Annotated in this window: 20 protein-coding genes; 11 read left to right on the top strand and 9 right to left on the bottom strand. The window is 65.3% G+C overall.

Annotated elements, in window-relative coordinates; all coding sequences use genetic code 11:
- Positions 1-32: 32 nt before the first annotated feature.
- Positions 33-1,832 carry an ABC transporter transmembrane domain-containing protein gene (locus JKG68_RS14400; protein ID WP_202060648.1) on the bottom strand — a complete coding sequence of 600 codons (1,800 nt, stop codon included), beginning with the start codon at positions 1,830-1,832 and terminating at the stop codon, positions 33-35.
- Between the two features lie 164 nt (positions 1,833-1,996).
- Here JKG68_RS14400 and rpmE point away from each other — a divergent pair, with 164 nt between their 5' ends.
- On the top strand, positions 1,997-2,236 hold the full coding sequence (gene rpmE / locus JKG68_RS14395; RefSeq protein WP_202060632.1) for a 50S ribosomal protein L31: 240 nt from the start codon (positions 1,997-1,999) through the stop codon (positions 2,234-2,236).
- A 297-nt stretch (positions 2,237-2,533) separates the two neighbouring features.
- Here the strand turns inward: rpmE and rcdA are convergent, their stop codons facing one another.
- Both rcdA and JKG68_RS14385 read right to left on the bottom strand, forming a co-directional pair.
- Complete coding sequence (rcdA, locus tag JKG68_RS14390) at positions 2,534-3,064, bottom strand: protease adaptor protein RcdA (protein ID WP_202060630.1); 531 nt, start codon at positions 3,062-3,064, stop codon at positions 2,534-2,536.
- Positions 3,065-3,323: 259 nt separating this feature from the next.
- Positions 3,324-3,530: a DUF1192 domain-containing protein gene (locus JKG68_RS14385; RefSeq protein ID WP_202060628.1), complete on the bottom strand. Its 207-nt coding sequence runs from the start codon at positions 3,528-3,530 to the stop codon at positions 3,324-3,326.
- A gap of 119 nt (positions 3,531-3,649) precedes the next feature.
- On the opposite strand from JKG68_RS14385, the gene JKG68_RS14380 reads away from it, so the two are divergent.
- The 4 genes from JKG68_RS14380 to JKG68_RS14365 all read left to right on the top strand — a co-directional run bounded on the left by JKG68_RS14380 (position 3,650) and on the right by JKG68_RS14365 (position 7,146).
- Entirely contained in the window at positions 3,650-4,630 is a 981-nt protein-coding gene (locus tag JKG68_RS14380) for an NAD(P)H-quinone oxidoreductase (protein WP_376773150.1), read from the top strand.
- A 152-nt stretch (positions 4,631-4,782) separates the two neighbouring features.
- Entirely contained in the window at positions 4,783-5,499 is a 717-nt protein-coding gene (locus tag JKG68_RS14375; protein WP_202060622.1) for a DUF1013 domain-containing protein, read from the top strand.
- Positions 5,500-5,844: 345 nt separating this feature from the next.
- Complete coding sequence (locus JKG68_RS14370; protein WP_202060620.1) at positions 5,845-6,513, top strand: TetR/AcrR family transcriptional regulator; 669 nt, start codon at positions 5,845-5,847, stop codon at positions 6,511-6,513.
- A gap of 156 nt (positions 6,514-6,669) precedes the next feature.
- Positions 6,670-7,146, top strand: coding sequence for a DUF2852 domain-containing protein (locus JKG68_RS14365; RefSeq protein WP_202060618.1), 477 nt, complete (start codon positions 6,670-6,672; stop codon positions 7,144-7,146).
- A gap of 152 nt (positions 7,147-7,298) precedes the next feature.
- Here JKG68_RS14365 and rdgB read toward each other — a convergent pair whose 3' ends face one another.
- Together rdgB and rph are read right to left on the bottom strand one after the other, a co-directional pair.
- Positions 7,299-7,940: an RdgB/HAM1 family non-canonical purine NTP pyrophosphatase gene (gene rdgB / locus JKG68_RS14360; RefSeq protein WP_202060615.1), complete on the bottom strand. Its 642-nt coding sequence runs from the start codon at positions 7,938-7,940 to the stop codon at positions 7,299-7,301.
- Positions 7,937-8,650 (bottom strand): ribonuclease PH, encoded by a 714-nt coding sequence (rph, locus tag JKG68_RS14355; RefSeq protein WP_202060609.1) that lies wholly within the window; start codon positions 8,648-8,650, stop codon positions 7,937-7,939. The genes rdgB and rph overlap by 4 nt, the downstream gene beginning before the upstream one ends.
- 147 nt (positions 8,651-8,797) lie before the next feature.
- Between rph and hrcA the strand changes: the two genes are divergently transcribed.
- Both hrcA and JKG68_RS34535 read left to right on the top strand, forming a co-directional pair.
- Entirely contained in the window at positions 8,798-9,889 is a 1,092-nt protein-coding gene (hrcA, locus tag JKG68_RS14350) for a heat-inducible transcriptional repressor HrcA (RefSeq protein ID WP_202060607.1), read from the top strand.
- A 225-nt stretch (positions 9,890-10,114) separates the two neighbouring features.
- Positions 10,115-12,154, top strand: a complete 2,040-nt coding sequence (locus JKG68_RS34535) for a sensor histidine kinase (RefSeq protein ID WP_202060605.1) — start codon at positions 10,115-10,117, stop codon at positions 12,152-12,154.
- Positions 12,155-12,417: 263 nt separating this feature from the next.
- Here the strand turns inward: JKG68_RS34535 and JKG68_RS14340 are convergent, their stop codons facing one another.
- The 3 genes from JKG68_RS14340 to JKG68_RS14330 form a co-directional block, all read right to left on the bottom strand.
- A complete protein-coding gene (locus JKG68_RS14340; RefSeq protein WP_312890802.1) occupies positions 12,418-13,758 on the bottom strand; it encodes an alpha/beta hydrolase family protein in 1,341 nt (446 codons plus the stop codon).
- A 237-nt stretch (positions 13,759-13,995) separates the two neighbouring features.
- The gene (locus tag JKG68_RS14335; RefSeq protein ID WP_202060603.1) at positions 13,996-14,190 is read right to left on the bottom strand and encodes a hypothetical protein; all 195 of its coding nucleotides are present in this window, start codon (positions 14,188-14,190) and stop codon (positions 13,996-13,998) included.
- A 125-nt stretch (positions 14,191-14,315) separates the two neighbouring features.
- Positions 14,316-16,007 (bottom strand): sensor histidine kinase, encoded by a 1,692-nt coding sequence (locus tag JKG68_RS14330; RefSeq protein WP_202060601.1) that lies wholly within the window; start codon positions 16,005-16,007, stop codon positions 14,316-14,318.
- Positions 16,008-16,537: 530 nt separating this feature from the next.
- On the opposite strand from JKG68_RS14330, the gene JKG68_RS14325 reads away from it, so the two are divergent.
- From JKG68_RS14325 to JKG68_RS14310, 4 genes are all read left to right on the top strand, one after another.
- A complete protein-coding gene (locus tag JKG68_RS14325) occupies positions 16,538-18,016 on the top strand; it encodes a SulP family inorganic anion transporter (protein WP_202060599.1) in 1,479 nt (492 codons plus the stop codon).
- Between the two features lie 63 nt (positions 18,017-18,079).
- On the top strand, positions 18,080-18,556 hold the full coding sequence (locus JKG68_RS14320) for a hypothetical protein (RefSeq protein WP_202060597.1): 477 nt from the start codon (positions 18,080-18,082) through the stop codon (positions 18,554-18,556).
- Between the two features lie 113 nt (positions 18,557-18,669).
- Positions 18,670-20,475: a translation elongation factor 4 gene (gene lepA, locus JKG68_RS14315; protein WP_202060595.1), complete on the top strand. Its 1,806-nt coding sequence runs from the start codon at positions 18,670-18,672 to the stop codon at positions 20,473-20,475.
- Positions 20,476-20,745: 270 nt separating this feature from the next.
- Entirely contained in the window at positions 20,746-21,981 is a 1,236-nt protein-coding gene (locus JKG68_RS14310) for an MFS transporter (RefSeq protein ID WP_202060592.1), read from the top strand.
- A gap of 21 nt (positions 21,982-22,002) precedes the next feature.
- Here JKG68_RS14310 and JKG68_RS14305 read toward each other — a convergent pair whose 3' ends face one another.
- Positions 22,003-22,782, bottom strand: coding sequence for an SDR family oxidoreductase (locus tag JKG68_RS14305; RefSeq protein WP_202060591.1), 780 nt, complete (start codon positions 22,780-22,782; stop codon positions 22,003-22,005).
- Positions 22,783-22,807 lie beyond the last annotated feature (25 nt).

Below are 22,807 nucleotides of genomic sequence, written 5' to 3'. Positions count from 1 at the left end.
CCGTCAGCCGCGAAGTTTTTTGAGCCGAGCGCCTACTCGGCCGCCAGATTGTGCTCCTGCTCGCCCGTGAACTGAAGGCGCGCCAGGCGCGCATAAAGCCCGCCTTGGGCGAGCAGCGCCTCATGGGTCCCCTCCTCCACGATCAGGCCGTCGTCCATCACCAGGATCCGGTCGGCGGAGCGCACGGTGGCCAGCCGGTGGGCGATGACCAGGGTCGTGCGGCCTTCCATCAGCCGGTCGAGGGCGGTCTGCACCTTGCGCTCGCTCTCCGCATCGAGGGCCGAGGTGGCCTCGTCGAGGAGCAGGATGGGCGCGTCCTTCAGGATGGCGCGGGCAATGGCGAGACGCTGGCGCTGGCCGCCGGACAGGGTCACGCCACGCTCACCGATGGGGGTGCCGTAGCCCTGCGGCATGGCCTGGATGAAGCCGTCGGCGGAGGCGAGCTCGGCCGCGCGGCGCACCTCGTCCTCCGTGGCGTCGGGGCGGCCATACCGAATGTTGTCGAGAACGGATGCGGCAAAGATCGTCGGCTCCTGCGGCACGAGGGCCATGCGGGCTCTGAGCGCAAAAGGATCGGCCTCGGTGATCGCCACCCCATCGACCCGGATCGTGCCCCTCTGCGGGTCGTAGAAGCGCAGGAGCAGCTGCAGGATCGTGCTCTTGCCGGCGCCCGACGGCCCCACGATGGCAACCCGCTCGCCGGATGCGACCTTGAAGCTCAACCCGTGGAGAGCGGGCTGCTCGGTGCGGGTCGGGTAGGAGAAGTGCACATCCTCGAACGCCACCGTGCCGGGAGACGGCTCAGGCAGGGGCTTCGGCGCATGGGGTGTCCGGACGGCAGGCTTGGCGGCCAGAATCTCACCCAGCCGCTCCGCCGCGCCGGCGGCCTGCGCGAGTTCCCCGTAAACCTCCGAGAGCTGGCCGAGCGAGCTTGCGGCAAAGACCGCATAAAGCACGAACTGCGAGAGCCGCCCGCCGGTCATCTCGCCGGCCAGCACATCCTGTGCCCCGTACCAGAGCACACCCACCACGCTTGCCGACACCAGGAAGAGGCCAGCCCCCGTCAGGAAAGCCCGCATGGTGGTGGAAAGCCGCGCCGCAGTGAAGGCGTCCTCGGCGGCGGCGGCAAAGCGCGAGGCCGTGAGGCTTTCCATCCCGAAGGCCTGCATGGTGCGCACCGCCCCGATGGCTTCCGCCGCATAGGCCGAGGCATCGGCCAGGCGATCCTGCGCCGCCCGGGAACGCCGGCGCACGGCCCGGCCTGAAAAGACCAGGGGCAGGACGATCACCGGGATCGCCAGAAGCACCAGGGCCGAAAGCTTCGGGCTCGTGACGATCATGAGCACGGTTGCGCCCAGGAACAGGAAGAGGTTGCGCAAGGCAATCGAGATGCTGACCCCGAAGGCCGCCTTGACCTGGGTGGTGTCGGCGGTGAGCCGCGAGACGATCTCGCCGCTCTTCGTCTGGTCGAAGAAGGCCGGATCGAGGGAGGTCAGGTGGCGGAACACGGCGGAGCGCACGTCGGCCACCACCCGCTCGCCCAGGGTGATGACGCAGTAGTAGCGCAGCGCGCTGGAAACGGCCAAAACGCCCACCACCACCAGCAGAAGGGCGAAATAGGCGCTGATGAAGACCCTGCCCTCCTCCGAGAAGCCGAAATCGACCACCCTGCGCACGGCGATGGGCACGACGAGGGTGGCCGCGGACGCCATGGCGAGGGCCGCCAGCGCCGCCGCGATCCGCCCCTTGTAGGCAAGGCCATAGGGGATCAGCGGTTTCAGGGCGCCGAGCGCCGCCTTGGGACGGGTCTGCCCTTGGGAAAGATCGGCCATCGCACCCTTCGTTGTCCGGATTCTCATCTCGAAGCGGTTTAGCACCTTTGCCCCGGCTTGTTTCAAGGACTTAAGTGAGGTATAGGCGCGCATTCATCAATTCAGGCTCGATCTTAACATTGCGGGCTGACCAGACCTGGCTGGCCGCAAGAAGGACTATGGCAATGGCGCGCAAAGCAACCGAACATCCCGACTACCACTTCATCAAGGTGGTCATGACCAACGGCACCGAGTATCAGACCCGGTCGACCTACGGCAAAGAGGGCGACACCCTCAACCTCGACATCGACCCGAACACCCACCCGGCCTGGACCGGCGGCACGCAGCAGCTGCTCGACCGCGGCGGTCGCGTCTCGCGCTTCAACTCGCGCTTCGGCGGCCTGGGCCTCGGCGGCAAGAAGTAATCCGGCGCCTCCCGCGCTGGCAGCTTCTACCGGAATGCAAAAAGCCCCGCTTAGGCGGGGCTTTTTCTTTGCTCCACGGCGTCCGGGAGCACTCAACATGACATGGGATCGCCGGCAGGGTAGAGCGCGGGTTGCCCTCTCCCCTCGTGGGTAGGGCCAGGATGTGAGCGATAGCCTTTGAAGGTGTGGCGCCCCCCTCTCCGTCTCCTCCCGACCGCAAGCCGGGTGTTCCCAGCTTGCGCATCGTCAAGACAAGTCTCGGGCAAGCCTGAGGGAAGGCCGCGTCAGGCGGGAAACCTACTCCGCCGCCCCGAAGGCCCGTTCCAGCATCCCGAGCTGGGCCGCGACCGGGTTCGGCGCGGAGAGTTGGGGCTCGGTTCCGGCCTCCGACATGAGCCGCTCGAGATGCAGGATCCGGGCGTGCAGCCGGGTCGCCAATCCCATGAGCTCCTTCAGCCGGTCAGGCAGCGCCTCGTATTCGGCAACCGTCGTGGTGGTGTCCTTCAAGGTCAGGCGAACCCGGTTCTTCTCGGTCTGAGCCTGATCGGGCGAGAGCTCTCCTTCGGCAACGGCCCGCTGCAGCAGGAGCCAGGAGGCGATCTGCATCAGGCGTGTCGTGAGCCGCATGCTCTCGCTGGCATAGACCATGCCGACCTGGCGCTGCAGGGTTCGGGACTCTTCGCGGCCCGGACCATCCAGATAGGCGGCGGTTTCCTCGATGAGTTCCATGCCCTCCTGGAACAGGGCCTTGAAAGCATCGGAACCGACGAAGTTCTGCCCGAAGCGGACAAGGTCGACGTCAAGCTGGACTACGTCGGGTTCGTTCACGCACCATCTCCCAAGGGCCTGCCCCCACCGCGAACGGCCGGAGGGTCTCGATCTCATGGAAGCATTATAGGATAATCCAGCGGGCCTTGCCCCGGTAACCTCTTCTTAAGGTTAAGCCGGCCCACAAAAATCGAGCCGCTCGCGGCGGCTCTTCAAGTCTAACAGGGAAGCGTCAAACACAAGTGGGCCTCAAGAGCCACCTGGCATCCAGCCGGAACTGGAGGTCCCCTTATCCTAGGACGGAATGGTTAATGCGTGTTTAAGCCTGGCCGAGCTTGAAGAACGCGCTCGCGGCCGCAAGGGAGCTTTCCTTCTTGGCCCTTGCCTCCCTCAGGCGGGCGATCTCCCGCTCGAGCATTTCGACGCGCTCGTCGATCTCGGCGATGGAGAGCATCGACAGGTCCTGGCCGATCTCGTGGGCGCTCATGATCTTGCGCGGCTCGTCGGCGAAAGGATCGAGGGCCATGGCATTCTCCTCTTCAGCGTTTGGTCGGCAATATAGTCCGGCATGCATTCCTTGCCAAAGGTGCCTATATCCCCGGAGCTTGTCGACCAAAGGAGGGAAAAATGGGGCCGATTCAGGACATGATGCGCGCTGTGGTGGCGGATGGAACCGGCGGGCCCGAGGTCCTCAAGGTGATCTGGCGCCCCGTTCCTCAACCCAAGGACGGCGAAATCCTGGTCAAGGTAGGAGTGGCGGGCGTGAACCGCCCCGATGTGGCGCAACGCCAAGGCGGCTACCCGCCGCCGCCCGGCGCGCCGGACATCCTGGGGCTCGAGATCGCAGGCGAAGTGGTTGCTGCGGGATCAGGCGCAACGCGCTTCTCCATCGGCACCCCGGTCATGGCCCTCGTGCCGGGCGGGGGCTATGCGGACTACGCCGTCGCTCATGAAAGCAACGCCCTTCCCGTGCCGCAGGGGCTATCCCTGGAGGAGGCAGGTGCGATCCCGGAGACCTACTTCACCGTCTGGACCAATGTGTTCGACCGGGGCCGCCTGCAATCGGGCGAGACGCTTCTCGTCCATGGCGGGACCTCGGGCATCGGCACCACGGCGATCCAGCTCGCCAAGGCTTTCGGAGCCACGGTCATCGCCACCGCGGGATCGCCTGAAAAGTGCGAGGCCTGCCTGCGGCTCGGGGCGGATGTGGCGGTCAATTACCGGACGCAGGATTTCGTCGCCGCCGTGAAGGAGGCGACCGGCGGCCGGGGCGCGGACGTGATCCTCGACATGGTGGGCGGCGACTACATCTCCCGCAACTACGAGGCTGCCGCCCAGGACGGCCGGATCGTGCAGATCGCCTTTCTCGGCGGCGGCAAGGCCGAGGTGGATTTCCGCCGCCTGATGGTCAAGCGCTTGACCCATACGGGCTCGACCTTGCGCCCTCGCTCGGCCGCGGAGAAGGCCGCGATCGCCCGGTCCCTGGAGAGCAGGGTCTGGCCGCTGCTGGCCGAGGGCCGGTGCAGGCCCGTCATGGATTCAGCATTCGCCTTGGAGGATGTCGCGCAGGCCCATGCCCGCATGGACGGGGGCGAGCATATCGGGAAGATCGTTTTGCGCCTTTAAAATTTGCAACATCGCGGCACGATCCCTATAATCATCTCGTTTCCCTCACATCGTGAGACGAGATGCTCCGGTCCCCACCGGTTCGGAGCGCAAGAGAGTTTTGCCGTGCGGCGCCGAAGTGCCGGCGCCCGGCCTGAAGGAGGTTCACGTACATGTCCCAGGGACCGTTGATGCCGAAGGCGACAGCCGTTTGGCTCGTCGAGAATACGTCGCTGTCGTTCGACCAGATCGCCGATTTCTGCAAGCTCCACCCCCTTGAGGTGAAAGGCATTGCCGACGGCGAAGTGGCAGCGGGCATCAAGGGCTCCGACCCCATCACCACGGGACAGCTGACCCGCGACGAGATCGAGAAGGCGCAAGCGGATCCGAACCATCGCCTTCGGCTCGCCGAGTCGCGGGTGAAGCTGCCGGAGCAGAAGCGGGTCAAGAAGGGGCCGCGCTACACCCCGGTTTCCCGCCGTCACGACCGCCCCAACGCGATCCTCTGGCTCGTGCGCAACCATCCCGAGCTGAAGGATGCGCAGATCATGCGTCTGGTGGGCACCACCAAGACCACCATTCAGCAGGTTCGCGAGCGCACCCACTGGAATTCGGCCAGCCTCTCGCCGATGGATCCGGTGACGCTGGGCCTGTGCTCGCAGATCGATCTCGATTTCGAGGTGCAGCGCTCCGCCAAGGACCGTCCGCATGTGGAGCCGCAGGAGCATGGCGGCACCCTGATGCCGGCGGAAGTCTCCACGGCGCCCGAGCGGGTCGATCCGTTTGCCGACATGAGCCGCCCGAAGCCGGTCCAGGAAGACGCCATCGACGTCAACTCGGTCTTCGCCAAGCTGAAGCAGCTCAAGCGCTCCGACGAAGACGAAGAATAAGGACCCCAAGGCCCGGAGCGCTCCGGGCCTTTTTTAATGCCCAGGCTACCCGGGGCTGCGGAGCCGAACGGCACAACCTGCTCTCCTCCCCACAAAGGGGAGGGAAGCCCGCGCTCTACTCGTTCGACGATCCCTCATCGAAGAGATTTCTGAACCTCTTCGCCCACACGGTTGTTCACCCTGATGAGCCTTCCGATCTAGCGCATTTTCAGGTGAAGTGGATCCGGTTCACCGTTGAAAATGCGGCACAGCCGAGAGGAGAGTTGATTCCATGTCAATGGAAACAGCTCTAGCCGCCCCGGCAACGGCAGCCTAAGGTCGGCGGGCAGAGCAGAAGGACCCATCATGCGGCATTGGCGCGGCCCGTTCGACCGGCAGGGCTACCACCACGGCAATTTGAAGGAAGCGCTGATCGAGGCGGCGCAGCGCTTCATTGCCGAACGGGGCATCGGCGGGTTCACGCTTGCGGATGCGGCCAAGCTCGTGGGTGTGACGCCGGCGGCACTCTACCGGCATTTCCGCGGCCGCGAGGCCCTGGTCGCGGAGGTCGCCTTCCGCGGCTTCGACGAGCTGGCGAAACGGCTCGGCCGGGCGCTTCAAAGCGAAGGCACGGCGCTCGAGCGCTTCACCCGCATGGGGGAGGCCTATCTGGCTTTCGCCGAACAGGAGCCCGGCTTTTACGCCGCCATGTTCTCGGCCAAACCCGCCGAGAGCGAATCCTGCGGTCCCTCCAGGTCCAACGGCGCTCAAGGCGACCAAAAGACCTCCGGCAATGCCTTCGATTTTCTGGTTCAGGCCCTCTCCGATACCTTTCCGGAGGGTTTTCAGGGCGTCGATACGCGCTTTATCGCCATCGAGGTCTGGGCGCTCTCGCATGGCATCGCAACGCTCGACGCCGCAGGCCAGCTGCCAAGGGGCCCTGGCCTTCCCGACAAGTACGAGCTGCTGCGAGCCGGCGTGCTTGCCCTGGTACATGGAGCCCTGAAAGGCCGCTCAGGCAGCTCTTCCGCCTAAACGCCAAAACGGCTTTGTGTCGGGAGCGGTTCTCGTTTCCGGTCACCCCTCCTGACAAGCCAGACCACTGCGCCGAAAAATGCCACTGCTTCCCTTGAAAGCGACAAAACCGATCCGCATGTTAATGTTGTTAGCATTAACATAGGGACCCTCTCGATGTCAGACTCTGCCTCCACCGCTTGGAATGCGGGCCCGCAAGCGGGCCCCTGGAACAACGGCGCTCACCGCCGCTGCGGGCGCAGGCCCGGACGCGGCCTGGAGATCGCCGGCATCATTCTGGGCTTCATCTTTGCCTGGCCGCTCGCTCTGGCCTACCTGGTGTGGAAAATGATGGGATATCCGAAATACGACGCCGCCAAGGCCTTGCTGAACGACACCTTCGGCCGCGCAAAGGACGACCTGTTCCGTTCCCGTGGGCCTGCCGGTTTCGGCGGCTTCGCCAGCACGGGCAATGCAGCCTTCGACGACTACCGCCGCAGCGAGCTGGAGCGCCTCGAGGAAGAGCGCCGCAAGCTCGACGAGGAAGCTCGCGACTTCCGCAACTTCGTCGAGGAGCTCAAGCGGGCCAAGGACCGCGAGGAGTTCGACGCCTATATGGCGAAGCGCCGGGGCAACGGCCCGACGAACGTCTGATCAAGCAATCGGAGCGCCCTTCGGGGCGCTCCCTTCTTGTGGCAAATCTATGCCTCGTCATGGCCGGGCTTGTTCCGGCCATCATGATGGGAAGAGCGCAGCGCCTCCTGAAGGGGGATCACCGGCACAAGGCTGGTGATGGCGCGAAAGAATCAGGCCTTGCTCAGGCAACCCGCGGCCAGCGTCACGAAGGCCCGCGCCCGGTGAGAGAGGCCGGACGGCTCCGGTTTCGACCAGTCGATGCCGTGCTTCTCGTCGGAGGACAGCTCGCCGAAGGTCTCGGCAAAGCCGTCCGGCTGGAACATGGGATCGTAGCCGAACCCCTTGTCGCCCCGCGGCGGCCACACGACCTGGCCGAAGACCCGGCCCTCGAACAGCTCCTCGTGCCCGTCGGGCCAGGCGATGACGAGGGCGGAGACGAAATGGGCCTTGCGGTCCGTCGCTTCGCGCTTCTGCAGCTCGCGCATCACCCGCTCCATGGCGGCATGAAAGTTCCTGTTGGGGCCGGCCCAATCGGCCGTGAACAGCCCCGGCGCGCCATCGAGCGCATCGACGCACAGGCCGGAATCGTCGGACAGCGCCGGCAGGCCCGTGGCCTTGGCGGCGGCGTGCGCCTTGATGGCGGCGTTCTCGGCGAACATATGCCCGGTCTCGTCCGGAACCGGCAGCCCGAACTCGCCCGCCGACACGGCCTCGATGCCGAAGGGAGCCAGCAGCTCCTGCATCTCGCGCAGCTTGCCGGCGTTGTGGGTGGCGATGACGACCTTTCCGGTCAGGGCACGGTGCAGGCTCATGCCACGGCCTTCTTCTGCAGGTCCACGAGCTGCGTCACGCCGGCCTTGGCCAAGCGCAGGAGGCTCAGGAACTCCTCCTCGGAGAAGGGCTTGCCCTCCGCCGTGCCCTGCACCTCGACGATGCCGCCCGATCCCGTGATCACGAAATTGGCGTCCGTCTCGGCGGCGGAGTCCTCCGCATAGTCGAGGTCGAGCACCGGCTTGCCCTGGTAGATGCCGCAGGAAATGGCCGCGACAGGCTCGCGAAGCGGATTGATTGAGATGATCGAGCGGCCCTGCATCCAGGTGAAGCATTCGTGCAGCGCCACCCAGGCGCCGGTGATCGAGGCCGTGCGGGTGCCGCCGTCCGCCTGGATCACGTCGCAGTCGAGCACGATCTGCCGCTCGCCCATGGCGGGCAGATTGACCACGGCGCGAAGCGAGCGGCCGATCAGGCGCTGGATCTCCTGGGTGCGGCCCGAGGGCTTGCCGGAATTGACCTCGCGGCGGGTGCGCTCGTGGGTGGCGCGCGGCAGCATGGAATACTCCGCCGTCACCCAGCCCTTGCCGGAGCCGCGCAGCCACGGCGGACCCTTTTCCTCGAGCGAGGCGGTGCAGAGCACCCGGGTGTTGCCGAAGGACACGAGGCAGGAGCCTTCCGCGTAGCGCGCGACGCCCCGCTCGAGGGTGACGGGACGCAATTCGTCGGGGGCGCGTTTGGACGGACGCATGGCGGAATTCTCCTGAAGTTTCGTGATCTGCAGCCTGTTTGGAGCCACCGGACGCTTTAGGCAAGCGCAAGCCTTGCCTAAAGGATGCCCCGTCCGCACATAATGCGAACTTGCATGGTGGATTTGTGAGAGCGTAGAACCCAGCGGATGCACGCAATCGGCCCTTTTTCCCATCTGCCGGAGGCCCGCGCCATTGCGGAGCTGAACGAGCGCTCCCGCGAGATCTTCCGCCAGATCGTCGAAAGCTATCTGGTGACCGGCGACCCCGTGGGCTCGCGCCACCTCTCGCGCATCCTGCCGATGCCGCTCTCGCCCGCCTCCATCCGCAACGTGATGGCGGATCTGGAGGCGGCGGGCCTGATCTTCGCACCCCACACCAGCGCCGGGCGCCTGCCCACCGAAACCGGCCTGCGTTTCTTCGTCGACGCCATGATGGAGATCGGCGACGTGACCTCCGAGGAGCGGTCGCGGATCGAGGCGCAGATGAAGGCGGCAGCCTCCGGCCACACCATGGAAACGGCTCTGGCCGAGGCCTCGGCGCTGCTCTCGGGCGTGTCGCGGGGCGCGGGCGTGGTCGTGACCTCGAAGTCCAATGCGCGGTTGAAGCATATCGAATTCGTGCGCCTCGACCCGACCCGCGCCCTCGTGGTGCTCGTGTCCGAGGACGGCTCGGTGGAAAACCGCCTCCTCGACCTGCCTGCCGGTCTGCCGGCCAGCGCTTTGGTAGAGGCCGGCAACTTCCTGAATGCCCGCATACAGGGCAAGACCATCGGGGACATCAAGCGCGAGGTCGAAACCCGCCGCGGGGACATGGAGCGTGAGCTCGATACGCTCACGGCCCGGCTCGTGGAAGCAGGGCTTGCCACCACGGTTGGCCCGGCAGGCGCGCGCCAGCTCATCGTGCGTGGCCAGGCCAACCTCCTCGACGACCTCAAGGCCGTGGAAGACCTGGAGCGCATCCGCCTGCTCTTCTCGGATCTTGAGACGCAGACCGACGTGATCGATCTCCTGAGCCGGGCCGAGGGCGGCGAAGGCGTGCGCATCTTCATCGGCTCGGAAAACAAGCTCTTCTCGCTCTCCGGCTCCTCGATGATCGCCGCTCCCTTCCGGGACGGCAGCCAGAAGATTGTCGGCGTGCTGGGCGTCATCGGGCCGACCCGGCTGAACTATGCCCGCATCGTGCCGATGGTGGACTATACCGCCAAGGTGATCTCGCGGATTCTGGAGCAGGGGCGATAAGGCCTGCCCTGCTCTGCCCGCCCCAACAATCCAGGCCGACCCTGACGCCTCGACGATTCACCTGGACAGGGTTGCCACGCTATCGCAAGGTGCCAGCGCGGTGGCTCATGGCTTGATGCACACCATGGCAAAGCTTATAGGCTGCGCCATATCATCGGGGCGCAGGTCCCGAGCGGGGGCGATCATAGAGTGGGAAAATCCTTACCGGAACCGGCTGGACTATGGGTGGGAGCCCGCCCGCGCCTCGCGTCGGTGCGATCCCGCCTGATCCTTCTCGCCCTTGCCCTGCTGATCCCGGCGCTCGCAGCTGCGGGGATCATTGTCTACGCCGGATACCGGCATGATCGGCAGGAGGTCGAAAAGCATCTTCAGGAGACCGCCCGGGCTCTTTCGCTCGTGGTGGATCGCCAATTCGGGCAATTGGAGGCCCTGATCTGGGCCCTGTCGACGTCCCCGCAACTCCTTGAGAAGGACTACGCCGAGTTCGACGCCCGTGCGCGGGCCGCCATCCGCCTGCCGGACACCTGGATCGTCGTTGCGGACGAACGGGGGCAGGTCGTCAATACCCTGCTCCCCCCCGGCAGTTCGCTGCCGGTGATCGAGAGCAAGGATCACCGCAGGGGCCTGACCGCCGGGCAGATCAGGATCAGCAACCTGTTTACCGGTTTTATGGCGAGGCAGCCGGCCGTCGGCGTCGATGCCGTTGTGCTCACGAAGGACGGGTCCGAGCTTTACGTCAACATCAACATGCTGGCCAGCACGGTCAGCAGCATACTGGCTGACCAGGGTCTGCCCCCGGACTGGATCGGTGCGATCGTCGACCGCAACGGAACAGTGGTCGCAAGAAGCCGGGACGCCGATCGCTTCGTTGGCAAGCCGGCGACCTCGGAAAATGTAGAACGGGTTCGGGCGGGACTGCGGCAAGGCGTTTTCGAAAGCATTTCCCTCGATGGCGTTCCGACACTGCTGGCCCTGTCCCGCTCCCCGGGTTCTGGATGGTCGACCATCGTTGCGGTCCCACGGTCCGAGATCACGGCCGCCCCATGGCACTCCGCCCTGTACCTCGCCGGAGCCGGCGGACTTCTTCTGACCCTCGGAGCCATGATGGCTTGGCTGGTCGGACGCAGCATCGCGGATCCCGTCGAGGGGCTGGGCATTCTGGCGCAGCGCCTGGGACGTGGCGAGCCGATCACGGTCCCGGCGAGCGGACTTGCGGAAATCGAACGGGTCGGCAGCGCCCTCGCGGCGGCTTCGATGGAGCTTCAGGAGCGCGAGGCGGCCCTGCGGACGAGCGAAGCGCGCCTGCGCGCCACGCACGAGAACGCCGCAGTGGGCATCGCCGAGGTGGACCGGGAAGGCCGCTTCATCTCCGTCAACGAAACCCGCTGCAAGCTCACAGGCCATACGCGCGAGGAGTTGATCGGGCGGCACTTCGCCCACGCGACCGAGGCCGGCAGCCTGGACCACGATCTGGAGCTCTTCGCCAAGCAGGTTGCGGGCGAGCTGGACACCTACACCACCGAGAGCCAGTTCAGGCGCAAGAACGGCAGCAGCGGCTGGGCCCGCGTCAGCAGCACGGCCCTACGGGATGCATCGGGCGGCTTTCTCCATGCGGTGCGGGTGGTCGAGGACATCACCGAGCGCCGGGCGGCCGACCGGCGCCAGAAGCTTCTCATCGACGAGCTGAACCACCGGGTGAAGAACACCCTCGCGACGGTCCAGTCCCTGGCCTGGCAGTCCAACCGTTCGGGGATATCGCCCCAGATGGCGCAGGAGCGCTTCCAGGAGCGCCTGCTGGCCCTTTCGCGCACGCACAACCTCCTCAACGAGACCCATTGGGAGGGCGCCTCCCTCAGGACCATCCTGGAGACCGAACTCGGGCCCTACATGACGGCGCCGTCGCGGATCGGGATCAGCGGGCCGGACGTGCAGCTTGCCCCGAAACAGGCCGTGGTGCTGGGCATGGCCTTCCATGAACTCGCCACCAATGCGGTCAAGTACGGCGCCCTGTCGACCTCATCGGGAAAGGTGAATGTGGACTGGGCCATCGACGGATGGGACAGCGGCACCGTCATGACGGTGGATTGGTGCGAGCTGGGCGGGCCCGTGGTCGAGAGGGAGCCGAGCCCCGGCTTCGGCTCGCGCCTGTTGCGCCAGACGATCACCCGGGAGCTTGCCGGACAGCTCGACATGCGGTTCGAGCGGGAGGGAGCCTGCTGCACGATCAAGATCCCGATCGGGTTGCCCGACCAGCAGGCGGCTTGAGCCTCAGGCGAGACGAAGAAACGCTCTGAGGCTGCCTTGCGGGCCTCTAGAGCTGTTTCCATTGCCGTGGAATCAGCTCTCTTTTTGGCTGTGCCGCATGTTCAACGGTGAACCGGATCCACTTCACCTGAAAATGCTCCAAGCAATCGTCCGCTCCCGGCTGCCAGGCAGCGTTCCTCCACCGCCTGTGCCCGCGCCCATTCCAGCGGCAAGCGCAGGACCGTGATCCTGCGCCTGTCTTGTCCGAGCGGAGCCTCCTGCCGTCAGTTTGCGGCTCGCGCCTTGCGCTCCAGCACGAGCCCAAGGGCGGTGCGGTTGGCAAAGCCCTTCCAGTAGGTATGCTCCGGCTTCAGCGTGCCGTCCTTGTTGGCGGCAAAGACGGCGTCGTTCGCCCGCTCCACCGGCACGTCGAGGTAGCTGCCAAGTTCCGCATCCGCCTTCACGTAGCGGCCCAGGAACGCGGTCGCGAAGTGCTGCGCGATGTTGTTCATGCGCACCGTATCCCACACCGCATCGGCATAATGGTTGAAGGGCGGCGACGTCACGCCTTCGGCCATCTGCCAGCTCTCGACCGGTGCCGGGATCGGCGCGGCGGCGTTGTGGTTGGCGTCTTCGAACGTCAGGAGGTAGCGGTCGGCGTTGACCGTGCCCGTGTAGAGCACCCGCACCCCGTTCTCGTAGCCCGAGACATCGTCCTTGCTGCCGGCCACATAGAGGATCGGCGTGGTGATCCCGGAAAGGCCCTCCTGGTTCCAGAAGCCGCGCTGCATGCCCCAGGGCGCGATGGCGATGACGCCTTTGATCCGCTCGTCGCGGAGCTTCTTGTGCGTTTCCGAACCGGCCAGATGGACGGACAGCATGCCCTGCGGCACGCCTGCGTCATAGGCCACGGCCTCCTTGCTGACCCCGGCGCCGGCGGTGATCACCGCGCCGTAGCCGCCCATGGAGTAGCCGATCAGGCCGGTGCGCGAGGTGTCGACGAGCCCGTTCAGGAAATGGCCGCTTTCCTTCGAGAGCCGATCGATCTCGTTGAGGACGAACGTCTGGTCGAGGGAGCGGTTGATCAGCGTCGAGCCGAACTTGCCCTGATCGGCATAGGTCGAGTCCGTGTGGTCGATCGCCGCCACCACATAGCCCTTCGTGGCGAGGTTCTCGGCGAGGTGGCTGAGCAGGAAGCGATTGCCGGGATAACCGTGGCTGATGATCACGAACGGATAGGCGCCCTGGCCGGCGGCTGCCCGCTTTGGCGCGGCATCCCGGGCGGCCTTGCCGTAGAGGGTCACCTGCGTCTTGCCGTCCCGCAGGAGCACGCCCGGATAGGCGCCAGGCTGACTCCCCTGCGTCTCGGCCGGGTACCAGACCTCGAGCATGAGCCTGCGGTCGTAGCGGGGCGGCTCCTGGCCTGCGACGGCCTTCAGAACATCGATCTGATTCTTGTTGATCGCCTCGATGCTGCGTACGCCGATCGCATGTTCCCCATGCTTGGCGAGCGCCGGCGCATCCGGGCGGATCAGGTCGATGCGATTGTTATGGCTCATGGTCTGCGCAATCGACGGAGAGGCGACCGCACACATGATCAACGTCGCCAGAGCTGCTCTTCTCACTTGGTTTCCTCCTGCACATGCCGGATTTCGGCTTCCCTAAAGGAAACCTCTCGCGCGGGGCCTGCTTAGGCAAGGGCCAATGACAGGAGTAAGACGGCTTATTCCGGGAGGCGCGCCCGGTTTCGGCGCAAGAAACCCGTTCCGGGCAAGCCCCAGCGACGATCGGAACTGTCATGGGAAAGGCGCATCGAGCGGGACAGGATCGCAGATGCGATGCGATCGCCCCCGAACGGGTCGCTACCGCGCCGCGCGCCCTCTCTTGATGAAGAGATAGACGCCAACGGCCACCACGATGAAGGGAATGACGAGCAGCCAGAGCCAGCCGTCCCCATCGGTGGCAACGCCGGGCGGGGTCGCGGCCGCGGTCTGGTTCTGGGCATGGGCCAAGGCTGAGATCAGCAGGAATGCAAGGCTCAGTTGAAGACGGATCATATCGTGCTCCACGTCCGATAGCTGGTGGAAAAGATATGGGTCCGCGTAATGTTCCTCCGATCCAGGCCCGTTTCCCTGAAGGGCCGGACCTGGATCATCCCCCCTTGCACCGGCGCCGCCCTGCGTCAGCGAAGGGCCTCCTGGCCGCCCTCGACAACCCTGGCGATCGCCATCTGCTGCACGGACGGCGGGAAGGTGATCGCGAATTCGGTCTCCCCCGCCATGCTGGCCGCCTCGAAATGACCGCCGAGCTGGTCGACCGTGGTTCTGACCATCCGCATTCCGAAGCCCTTCGTATTCGTAGGGTCGTAGTTCGTGGGAAGCTCGCCGCGATTGCGCACCGCCAGACGGCATCCCTCGCTCGACCACCCAAGCTTGACCGTGATGGACGGGTCCGTCCCTCCATGCTTGATCGCGTTCGTCACCAGTTCGTTCACGACCAGAGCGAGGGGCATGGCCTGGTCCGGGCTCAGCAATGTCGGGTCCGCCTCGACCGTGATGGGGCTACCGTCCGGAAGCATCGAGGACTGGAGTTCGCTGCAGAGCTCGCGGATGAAGGTCGCGAACTCGACAACCTCGACACCCCTTGCCGCATGCAGGCGGCGATAGGCCAGAGCCACCGAATTGATGCGGGATACGGCTTGATCGAAATGGCCGCGAGCCTCCGCATCCTTCATGGTTCTGGCCTGCATGACGAACAGCGCTGCGATGGTCTGCAGGCTGTTCATGACGCGATGGCTCAGCTCGCGCAGGAGCATGTCCTTGTACTGGAGCGAGTTCTCTAGATCCACCGCCATGGCATTGAAGGCTGCGGAGAGACGTCCGAGTTCCGAGCCGGGATTGCCGACGTCCACGCGGGCGGTCAGGTCGCCCTTGCGCAGACGCTCCGCCGCCGCGAGAAGCTTGGAGACCGGCTGAATGACGAAGGCGCGCCCGGCAAGATGGGCGGCAAGGAGCGCAAGAAGAGCGGTGATTCCCAGCAGCAGAAGATTGCGAAGCCGGACCTCCTCCAGTCCGGCGAAGATCACATCCAAAGGAATGCCGACGGACACTCCGATGCCGCGCGGCCGCTCTCCGATGGCGGTATAGCCGAGCAGGCGAGCGACCCCGTCGGCGGTGTTCTCGGCAGTGGACGTGAGGGTTCCGCTCTGCTGCGCCGTGAGAAGCTCGGGGTAGCGGAAGAGCTTGGTGCCCTCGCGCTCGCGGTTGGGCACGCGGACCAGAATGGTTCCACTCCGGTCGATGACCGTGATCGAGCTGCGCGACGGGAAATCCCCGCTTCTGTCGGTGAGATACTGCCGAAGCCAGTCCAGCCGCAGGGTGGTGACGATGACGCCGGTAACCTCTCCGCCCTTTCTGATCCGCATGGCGAAGGGTAGCACCGGCAAGGCCGAGGTCTTGCCCACGACGTATTCGCCGACGATGAACTCGTCGGACTGAAGGGCCTGCTTGAAATACGGGCGATCCATGATGTTCACCAGATCGACGGCGCTGCACCGGCGGGCGCCCGTGGTGTCATAGACCGACACGGAAGTGGTGGCCGCATTGGTGGTTTCGAGCCTCACCAGATAGCGGCCGCATTCCGGATCGCTGAAGTTCTGCACCACAGGCGCTTCGGCGACGGCACTGAGCTGAGCTCGTATTCCCTCGAACAAGCGGTCCATCTCGCTCGAGACCAGACGCGCGTAGCGGAGCGCCTCGGCCTCGGCCTGGGCTTCACGACGCTTGCGGTCGCTCCAGTCGTTGTAGAACAGCAGCGCAAAGGCTGGGGCCAGGGCCAGGAAGACGAGCAGGTAGAGCCGTGCGCGAAGGGTCATGGGCCTCGCCTTGCGCAGGCTGCCCCAGCCCGGCGATCCAGTTTTGCAGACCTCTGGTCCATTGCTTCCTCAAGGGGGAGATCACCGATATGCCGGCTCAAGCGAGGCCATAAGGTTTTAGTCGAAATGGCCTTTGAATCAAGGCCGGGGCCCCGCACCTTGACCGCCGATCCAGCGAATGTGATGGACAGGATCGGGCCTCGGGCGGCACGCCGGTCGGGATCTTCGCCCGAGAAGCATAGTGCACAGCCTCCGGCGGCCACAGGGCCGGTTCATGCATGTGCCCCGAACATGCCCCGATCCCATGCAGGCCCGTTGCCATGCGGGAGCATGCTGCTAAGAGGGGGCATGATTTACGTTGAGGCTCCGGCAAAGACCCCGCGGATGACGCCGCCGTAGCGCGTGCCCGGCGCAACTGCGCGCTCCTCGAAGCATCCCCAGCCCTGCACGCCGCAGGGACGCCCGCCGAGCGGGCCTGCCCGCCCACGGCGTCATCATGCCCTCCCGTCAGGGCTCGCGAGTTTTCTGCCATGTCTCATCTCTCCCGTCTCAAGGCCGAGTGGTTTCCCAACGTGCCGCGCGATCTGCTTGCCGGCACCGTGGTCGCCCTCGCCCTGATCCCCGAAGCCATTGCGTTCTCGATCATTGCCGGCGTCGACCCGCAGGTCGGGCTTTATGCCTCCTTCTGCATCGCGGTCGTCACCGCCATCGCTGGCGGGCGTCCCGGCATGATCTCGGCCGCCACGGGCGCCATGGCGCTCGTCATGGGCACCCTCGTCAAGGACCACGGGCTGCAGTACCTGCTCGCGGCCACGCTTCTGACGGGAGCGTTTCAGATCGTTGCGGGCTTTTTTCGTCTGGGCGACCTGATGCGCTTCGTCTCCCGTTCGGTGGTGACGGGCTTCGTGAATGCCCTCGCCATCCTGATCTTCATGGCGCAGCTTCCTGAATTCGTGGGTCAGGGACCGCTGATGTATGGGATGGTCGCGGTGGGCCTTGCGATCATCTATCTGCTGCCTCTCGTCACGAAGGTGGTCCCATCCGCCCTCGTCACCATCGTGCTGCTGACCGCCGCCGCAATCTATTTCGGCCTCGACCTGCGTACCGTGGGCGACATGGGCCAATTGCCGAGCGACCTGCCGGTCTTTGCCCTTCCGGACATCCCGCTGAACCTCGACACGCTCAAGATCATCCTGCCCTATTCGCTCACCCTCACCATGGTGGGGCTGCTCGAATCCCTCATGACGGCCGCCATCGTGGACGAGATGACCGATACGGACAGCTCGAAGAACCGCGAATGCACGGGACAGGGCATCGCCAACATCGTTGCGGGGCTCTTCGGCGGCATGGCGGGCTGCGCCATGATCGGCCAGTCGGTGATCAACGTCTCCTCCGGCGGTCGCGGGCGGCTCTCGGCTCTGTGGGCGGGCGCGTTCCTGCTCTTCCTGATCCTCGTGCTCGACGAGTGGGTGCGCCAGATCCCGATGGCGGCCCTGGTTGCGGTGATGATCATGGTGTCGATCAACACCTTCCAGTGGGGTTCGATCCTGGCCATGCGCCTGTATCCGAAAAGCTCCAGCATCGTCATGCTGGCGACCGTGGCTGTCGTGGTGTTCACCCACGATCTCGCCAAGGGCGTGCTGGTGGGCGTGATCCTGAGCGGCATCTTCTTCGCCCGGAAAGTGGCCAAGTTCTTCAGCATCGCCTCCACCCGCGAGGGCGACGTGCGCACCTACAAGGTCAACGGCGAGATCTTCTTCGCCACGGGGGAGGCCTTCCACAGCGCCTTCGACTTCCGGGAGGAGGATCTCCGCCAAGTGGTGATCGACGTGACGGCCTCCCATTTCTGGGACATCACCGGCATCAACGCCCTCGACCGGGTGGTGCTGAAGTTCCGCCACCACGGCATTCCGGTGGAGATCGTGGGCCTGAACGAGGCCAGCGCCACCCTGGTGGACCGCATCGGCACCCACAACAAGGAGGGGGCGAAGCTCGCCTCCGGGCACTGACGACTCCCGATAATTCTCCCATGAGGGTATGATCCCGATATTTGCAAAGCACGTGCGCCGATCATGCCCTCCCCAGCCCCTCCTGATCTTCCCGCACCGGTCCTGCGAACCCTGGCAATGCTGGCGGATGCTTCGACGGGGGTGCAGGACTCGTGGTGGCTGATCGGCGGCGCCGCGGCCGGGCTGCATGGGTTTCAATCCGCGATTCCAGATGTCGATGTGGTCATGAGCGCCCGTGACGCCCGGCAGGTGCTGTCGAAACTGGACATTCCCCCAGTCGATGACGGCGGCACAGCCCTGTTCCGGTCCGAGGTCTTCGGACGTTGGGTGGAGCCGCCCCTTCCCGTTGAGTTCATGGGCGGGTTCCAGATCCGGACGCAGGAGGTCTGGCGGCCCGTGGAGCCCACCACCCGTCAATCCTTCCTCGTGGACGGAAGAATCGTCCATGCTCCCTCCCGGCCGGAGCTGATCGAAATCTGCCGGCGGTTCGGGCGTCCCAAGGATCTCGCCCGGGCCGAGGCTCTCGTGCGGCTGGAATAGCCCGGATTCCAGAGCCCTAGGGCGATTAGCCCCTGCCCCGCTCTACCGACTTCCCTTGGCTTTAGGGGCCTGCCCTGCTATTGCGGCGCAACCGTTCCTATTTTTGCAAGATTATGACCGCACGCACCTTCGACAACATCCGCAACTTCTCCATCGTGGCCCATATCGACCATGGCAAGTCCACGCTTGCCGACCGTCTGATCCAGACCACGGGGGCGCTCACCGCCCGCGAGATGACGGAGCAGGTGCTCGACAACATGGATATCGAGCGCGAGCGCGGCATCACCATCAAGGCGCAGACCGTGCGCCTGGAATACAAGGCGCAGAACGGCAAGACCTACATCCTGAACCTCATGGATACCCCCGGCCACGTGGACTTCGCCTACGAGGTCTCGCGCTCGCTTGCCGCCTGTGAGGGCTCGCTCCTGGTCGTCGACGCCTCCCAGGGCGTGGAAGCGCAGACGCTCGCCAACGTCTACCAGGCCATCGACGCCAACCACGAGATCGTGCCCGTTCTGAACAAGATCGACCTGCCCGCCGCCGATCCGGACCGGATCAAGGAGCAGATCGAGGAGGTGATCGGCATCGACGCATCGGACGCGGTGCCGATTTCGGCCAAGACCGGCCTGAACATCGAAGGCGTGCTGGAGGCCATCGTCCAGAAGCTGCCGCCGCCCAAGGGCGACCCGGATGCGCCGCTCAAGGCGCTCCTCGTCGATTCCTGGTACGACGCCTATCTCGGCGTCGTCGTGCTGGTGCGCATCATCGACGGGTCCATGAAGAAGGGCTCCACCATCAAGATGATGGGGACCAACGCCACCTACAGCCTCGACCGCGTGGGCGTGTTTTCGCCGAAGATGCAGGAAATGGCCGTGCTCGGCCCCGGCGAGGTCGGCTTCTTCACCGCGTCGATCAAGGAAGTGGCCGATACCCGCGTCGGCGACACCATCACGGACGATCGCAAGCCCACGGCGGAAGCGCTGCCCGGCTTCAAGCCCGTGCAGCCGGTGGTGTTCTGCGGCCTCTTCCCGGTCGATGCCGCCGAGTTCGAGAACCTGCGTTCCGCTATGGGCAAGCTGCGCCTGAACGATGCCAGCTTCTCCTACGAGATGGAAACCTCGGCGGCGCTCGGCTTCGGCTTCCGCTGCGGCTTCCTCGGGCTTCTGCACCTCGAGATCATCCAGGAGCGTCTGGAGCGCGAGTTCAACCTCGATCTCATCTCCACCGCCCCGTCGGTGGTCTATCACCTGAAGCTGCGCGACGGCTCGACCATCGAGCTGCACAATCCGGCCGACATGCCGGACGTGATGAAGATCGAAACCATCGAGGAGCCGTGGATCCGCGCCACCATCCTCACGCCCGACGATTATCTCGGCTCCGTGCTCAAGCTGTGCCAGGAGCGGCGCGGCATCCAGATCGACCTGAACTATGTCGGCAAGCGCGCCATGGTGGTCTACGACCTGCCGCTCAACGAGGTGGTGTTCGACTTCTACGACCGCCTGAAGTCGATCTCGAAGGGCTACGCCTCCTTCGACTATCATATCTCCGACTACCGCGAGGGCGATCTCGTGAAGATGTCGGTGCTGGTCAATGCCGAGCCGGTGGATGCGCTCTCCATGCTGGTCCATCGCGACCGGGCGGAGGGCCGTGGCCGCGCCATGTGCGAGAAGCTCAAGGAACTGATCCCGCCGCACATGTTCCAGATCCCGGTCCAGGCCGCCATCGGCGGCAAGATCATCGCCCGCGAGACAATCCGGGCGCTCCGCAAGGACGTGACCGCCAAGTGCTACGGCGGCGACGCCTCGCGCAAGCGCAAACTGCTCGACAAGCAGAAGGAAGGCAAGAAGCGGATGCGCCAGTTCGGCAAGGTCGACATCCCGCAGGAAGCCTTCATTGCCGCGCTGAAGATGGATAGCTGAGGCAGGACGTACAAAGCTTTTTCAGAAAGGCCCGGCTTGCGCGCAAGCCGGGCCTTTCTTTTGCCTTTCGCGCTGCAGCAAGAAACATCGGAACCTGCCCCCGGCCCCAGAGTTCAACCCAGGCACGGGGCTCGCAGTCCACCATCGTCGAACGCTTGAGAACGGGGCCTTCCGGCGCCGGGCTTTGGCACGTCCATGTGGGCACGGTGGCCGGACGAGCCCCGGCACGCCGCACACCTGAGCCACAGGATCTCGCCTACAGGAGAGCCCATGTCTTCGTCCTTGCGGGCCACGCTGCCAACCCTCCTCGCCCTTCTGCTCGGCTACGCCCTCATGCAGGTCGGAAACACTCTGCAGGGCACCCTGCTCAGCGTGCGCGGGAGCATCGAGCAATTCACGCCTACCGAGATTGGGGCCGTTGGGGCCGCGTTCTGGGTCGGCATCGTCATCGGGTCCCTTTGGGCCGGCAGGCTGATCCTGCAGGTGGGGCATACGCGCACCTTCGCGGCGCTCGCGGCCGTGGCCGCATCCGTCGCGCTTCTGCATCTCCTCGTGATCAGCCCCGCCGTGTGGATTGCGGCGCGTGCCGTCACGGGCTTCTGCTTTGCCGGGCTCTTCATCGTTGTCGAGAGCTGGCTCAACGCTTCCGTGACCGCGCAGACACGGGGCCAGATCCTGAGCCTTTATGGAATGACAGGGCTGATCGCCGGGATCGGCGGACAGATGCTCCTGCCGACGGGCGATCCCCATGGATTCAGGCTGTTCTGCTTCGTCACCATTCTCATCTCGCTGGCCCTCGTGCCCACGGCCCTGTCTCGGGCAACCGCACCTGCGCAGGCGGTGAGCGACACCAGGATCAACCTGATGCGGCTCTACCGGCAGTCGCCGTTCGGCGTGGTGGCGGCGGTGCTGTGCGGCATCACCACGAGCTCGTTCTTTAGCCTCGGGCCCATCTGGGCGCAGGAGCGTGGACTGGACACGGTGGAGATCGCCATCTTCATGACCTGCGGCACCCTGGGCGGCTTTCTCACCACATGGCCGCTGGGCTGGCTGTCCGATCGCATGGACCGCCGCCACGTGATCATCGGAGCGGCCGCCATGGCGGCTTCGATCCTGCTGGCGCTGATCCATTTCGTGTCGCCCGATGTGCCTGTATGGCTGCTGTTCATGTATGTGGCCATCTTCGGCGGCAGCGTGATCCCGACCTACAGCATCGTCACGGCGCATGTGAACGACATGGTGCGGCCCGGTGAGTTCGTGGCGGCCGCCGGCGGCCTGCTGATCCTGCAAGGCGTCGGCGCGGCCGTGGGCCCGGTGATTTCCGGCGTGGCCATGACCGAATTCGGGCGCCTGAGGCTCTTGTACGTCGTCATCGTAGCCCAGGCTCTCATGGCGATCTGGGGCGCCTATCGCAGTCTTCAGCGCGCAGCGCCTCTTACGGCCGACAAGGACCACTTCGTCATGGAGCCGACGGTCCCCGTGGGTACGCAGCTGGAGGCGCAATAAGCGCCTCCAGGAACCTTGCGATCAGACCAGCAGGGATTGCCCGCCGTCGATCCAGACGGGTGTGCCGGTGATATGGCGGGAACGGTCGGAGGCCAGGAAAAACACGAGCTCCGCCACCTCTTCGCTCGTTCCCGGCTCCTTGCCGGTGAGCGGGATCGGACCTTCCGGGTACTCGGCCGGAACCTCCGCCTCTTGCGTATCGCGCTTCTGGGTATTCTCCTGGATCTCCGTGTCGATCTTGCCGGGGCAAACGACATTAACGCGGATCTTGTGCTTGGCGAGTTCAACCGCCAGCATCTGCGCCATCGCCACCTGCGCGGCCTTCGTGGCGGAGTAGGCCGTCGCACCGGCCGACGTGAAGGTGCGGGAGCCGTTGATCGAAGCGGTGATGACGATGGAGCCTCCAGCCTTCTTCAGGTGCGGCACGGCATAATGGATCGTCAGATAGGTGCCGCGCAGATTCGTCTTGATGGTGCGGTCCCACTCGTCCGGCTGAAGCTCGTCGATGGGAGCCCAGACGCCGTTGATGCCCGCATTGGCGAAGACGATGTCGAGGCCGCCATAGGCCTGCACCAGATCGGCTACCGCCTTTTTCATCTGGCCGTCGTCGCCCACATCGGCCACAAGCGGAACGGCCCTGCCGCCGGCCCTCTCGATTTCCTCGGCGACCTTGCGGATTTCATCCTCGGTATGGCTCAGCACGCCCACCGAGGCTCCTTCGCGCGCGAAGCGCATGGCCGCCGCCTTGCCGATGCCGGATCCTGCGCCTGTCACGAGCGCGACCTTGCCTTGAAGCTCCATTGCCTTGCCTTTCCTTCAGCTGAGA

This window comes from Microvirga aerilata (assembly GCF_016743775.1).
GTDB classification, from domain to species: Bacteria; Pseudomonadota; Alphaproteobacteria; order Rhizobiales; family Beijerinckiaceae; genus Microvirga; species Microvirga aerilata.
Note: the sequence above shows the minus strand (reverse complement) of the source record. Positions and strands in the feature narration are given on the sequence as shown.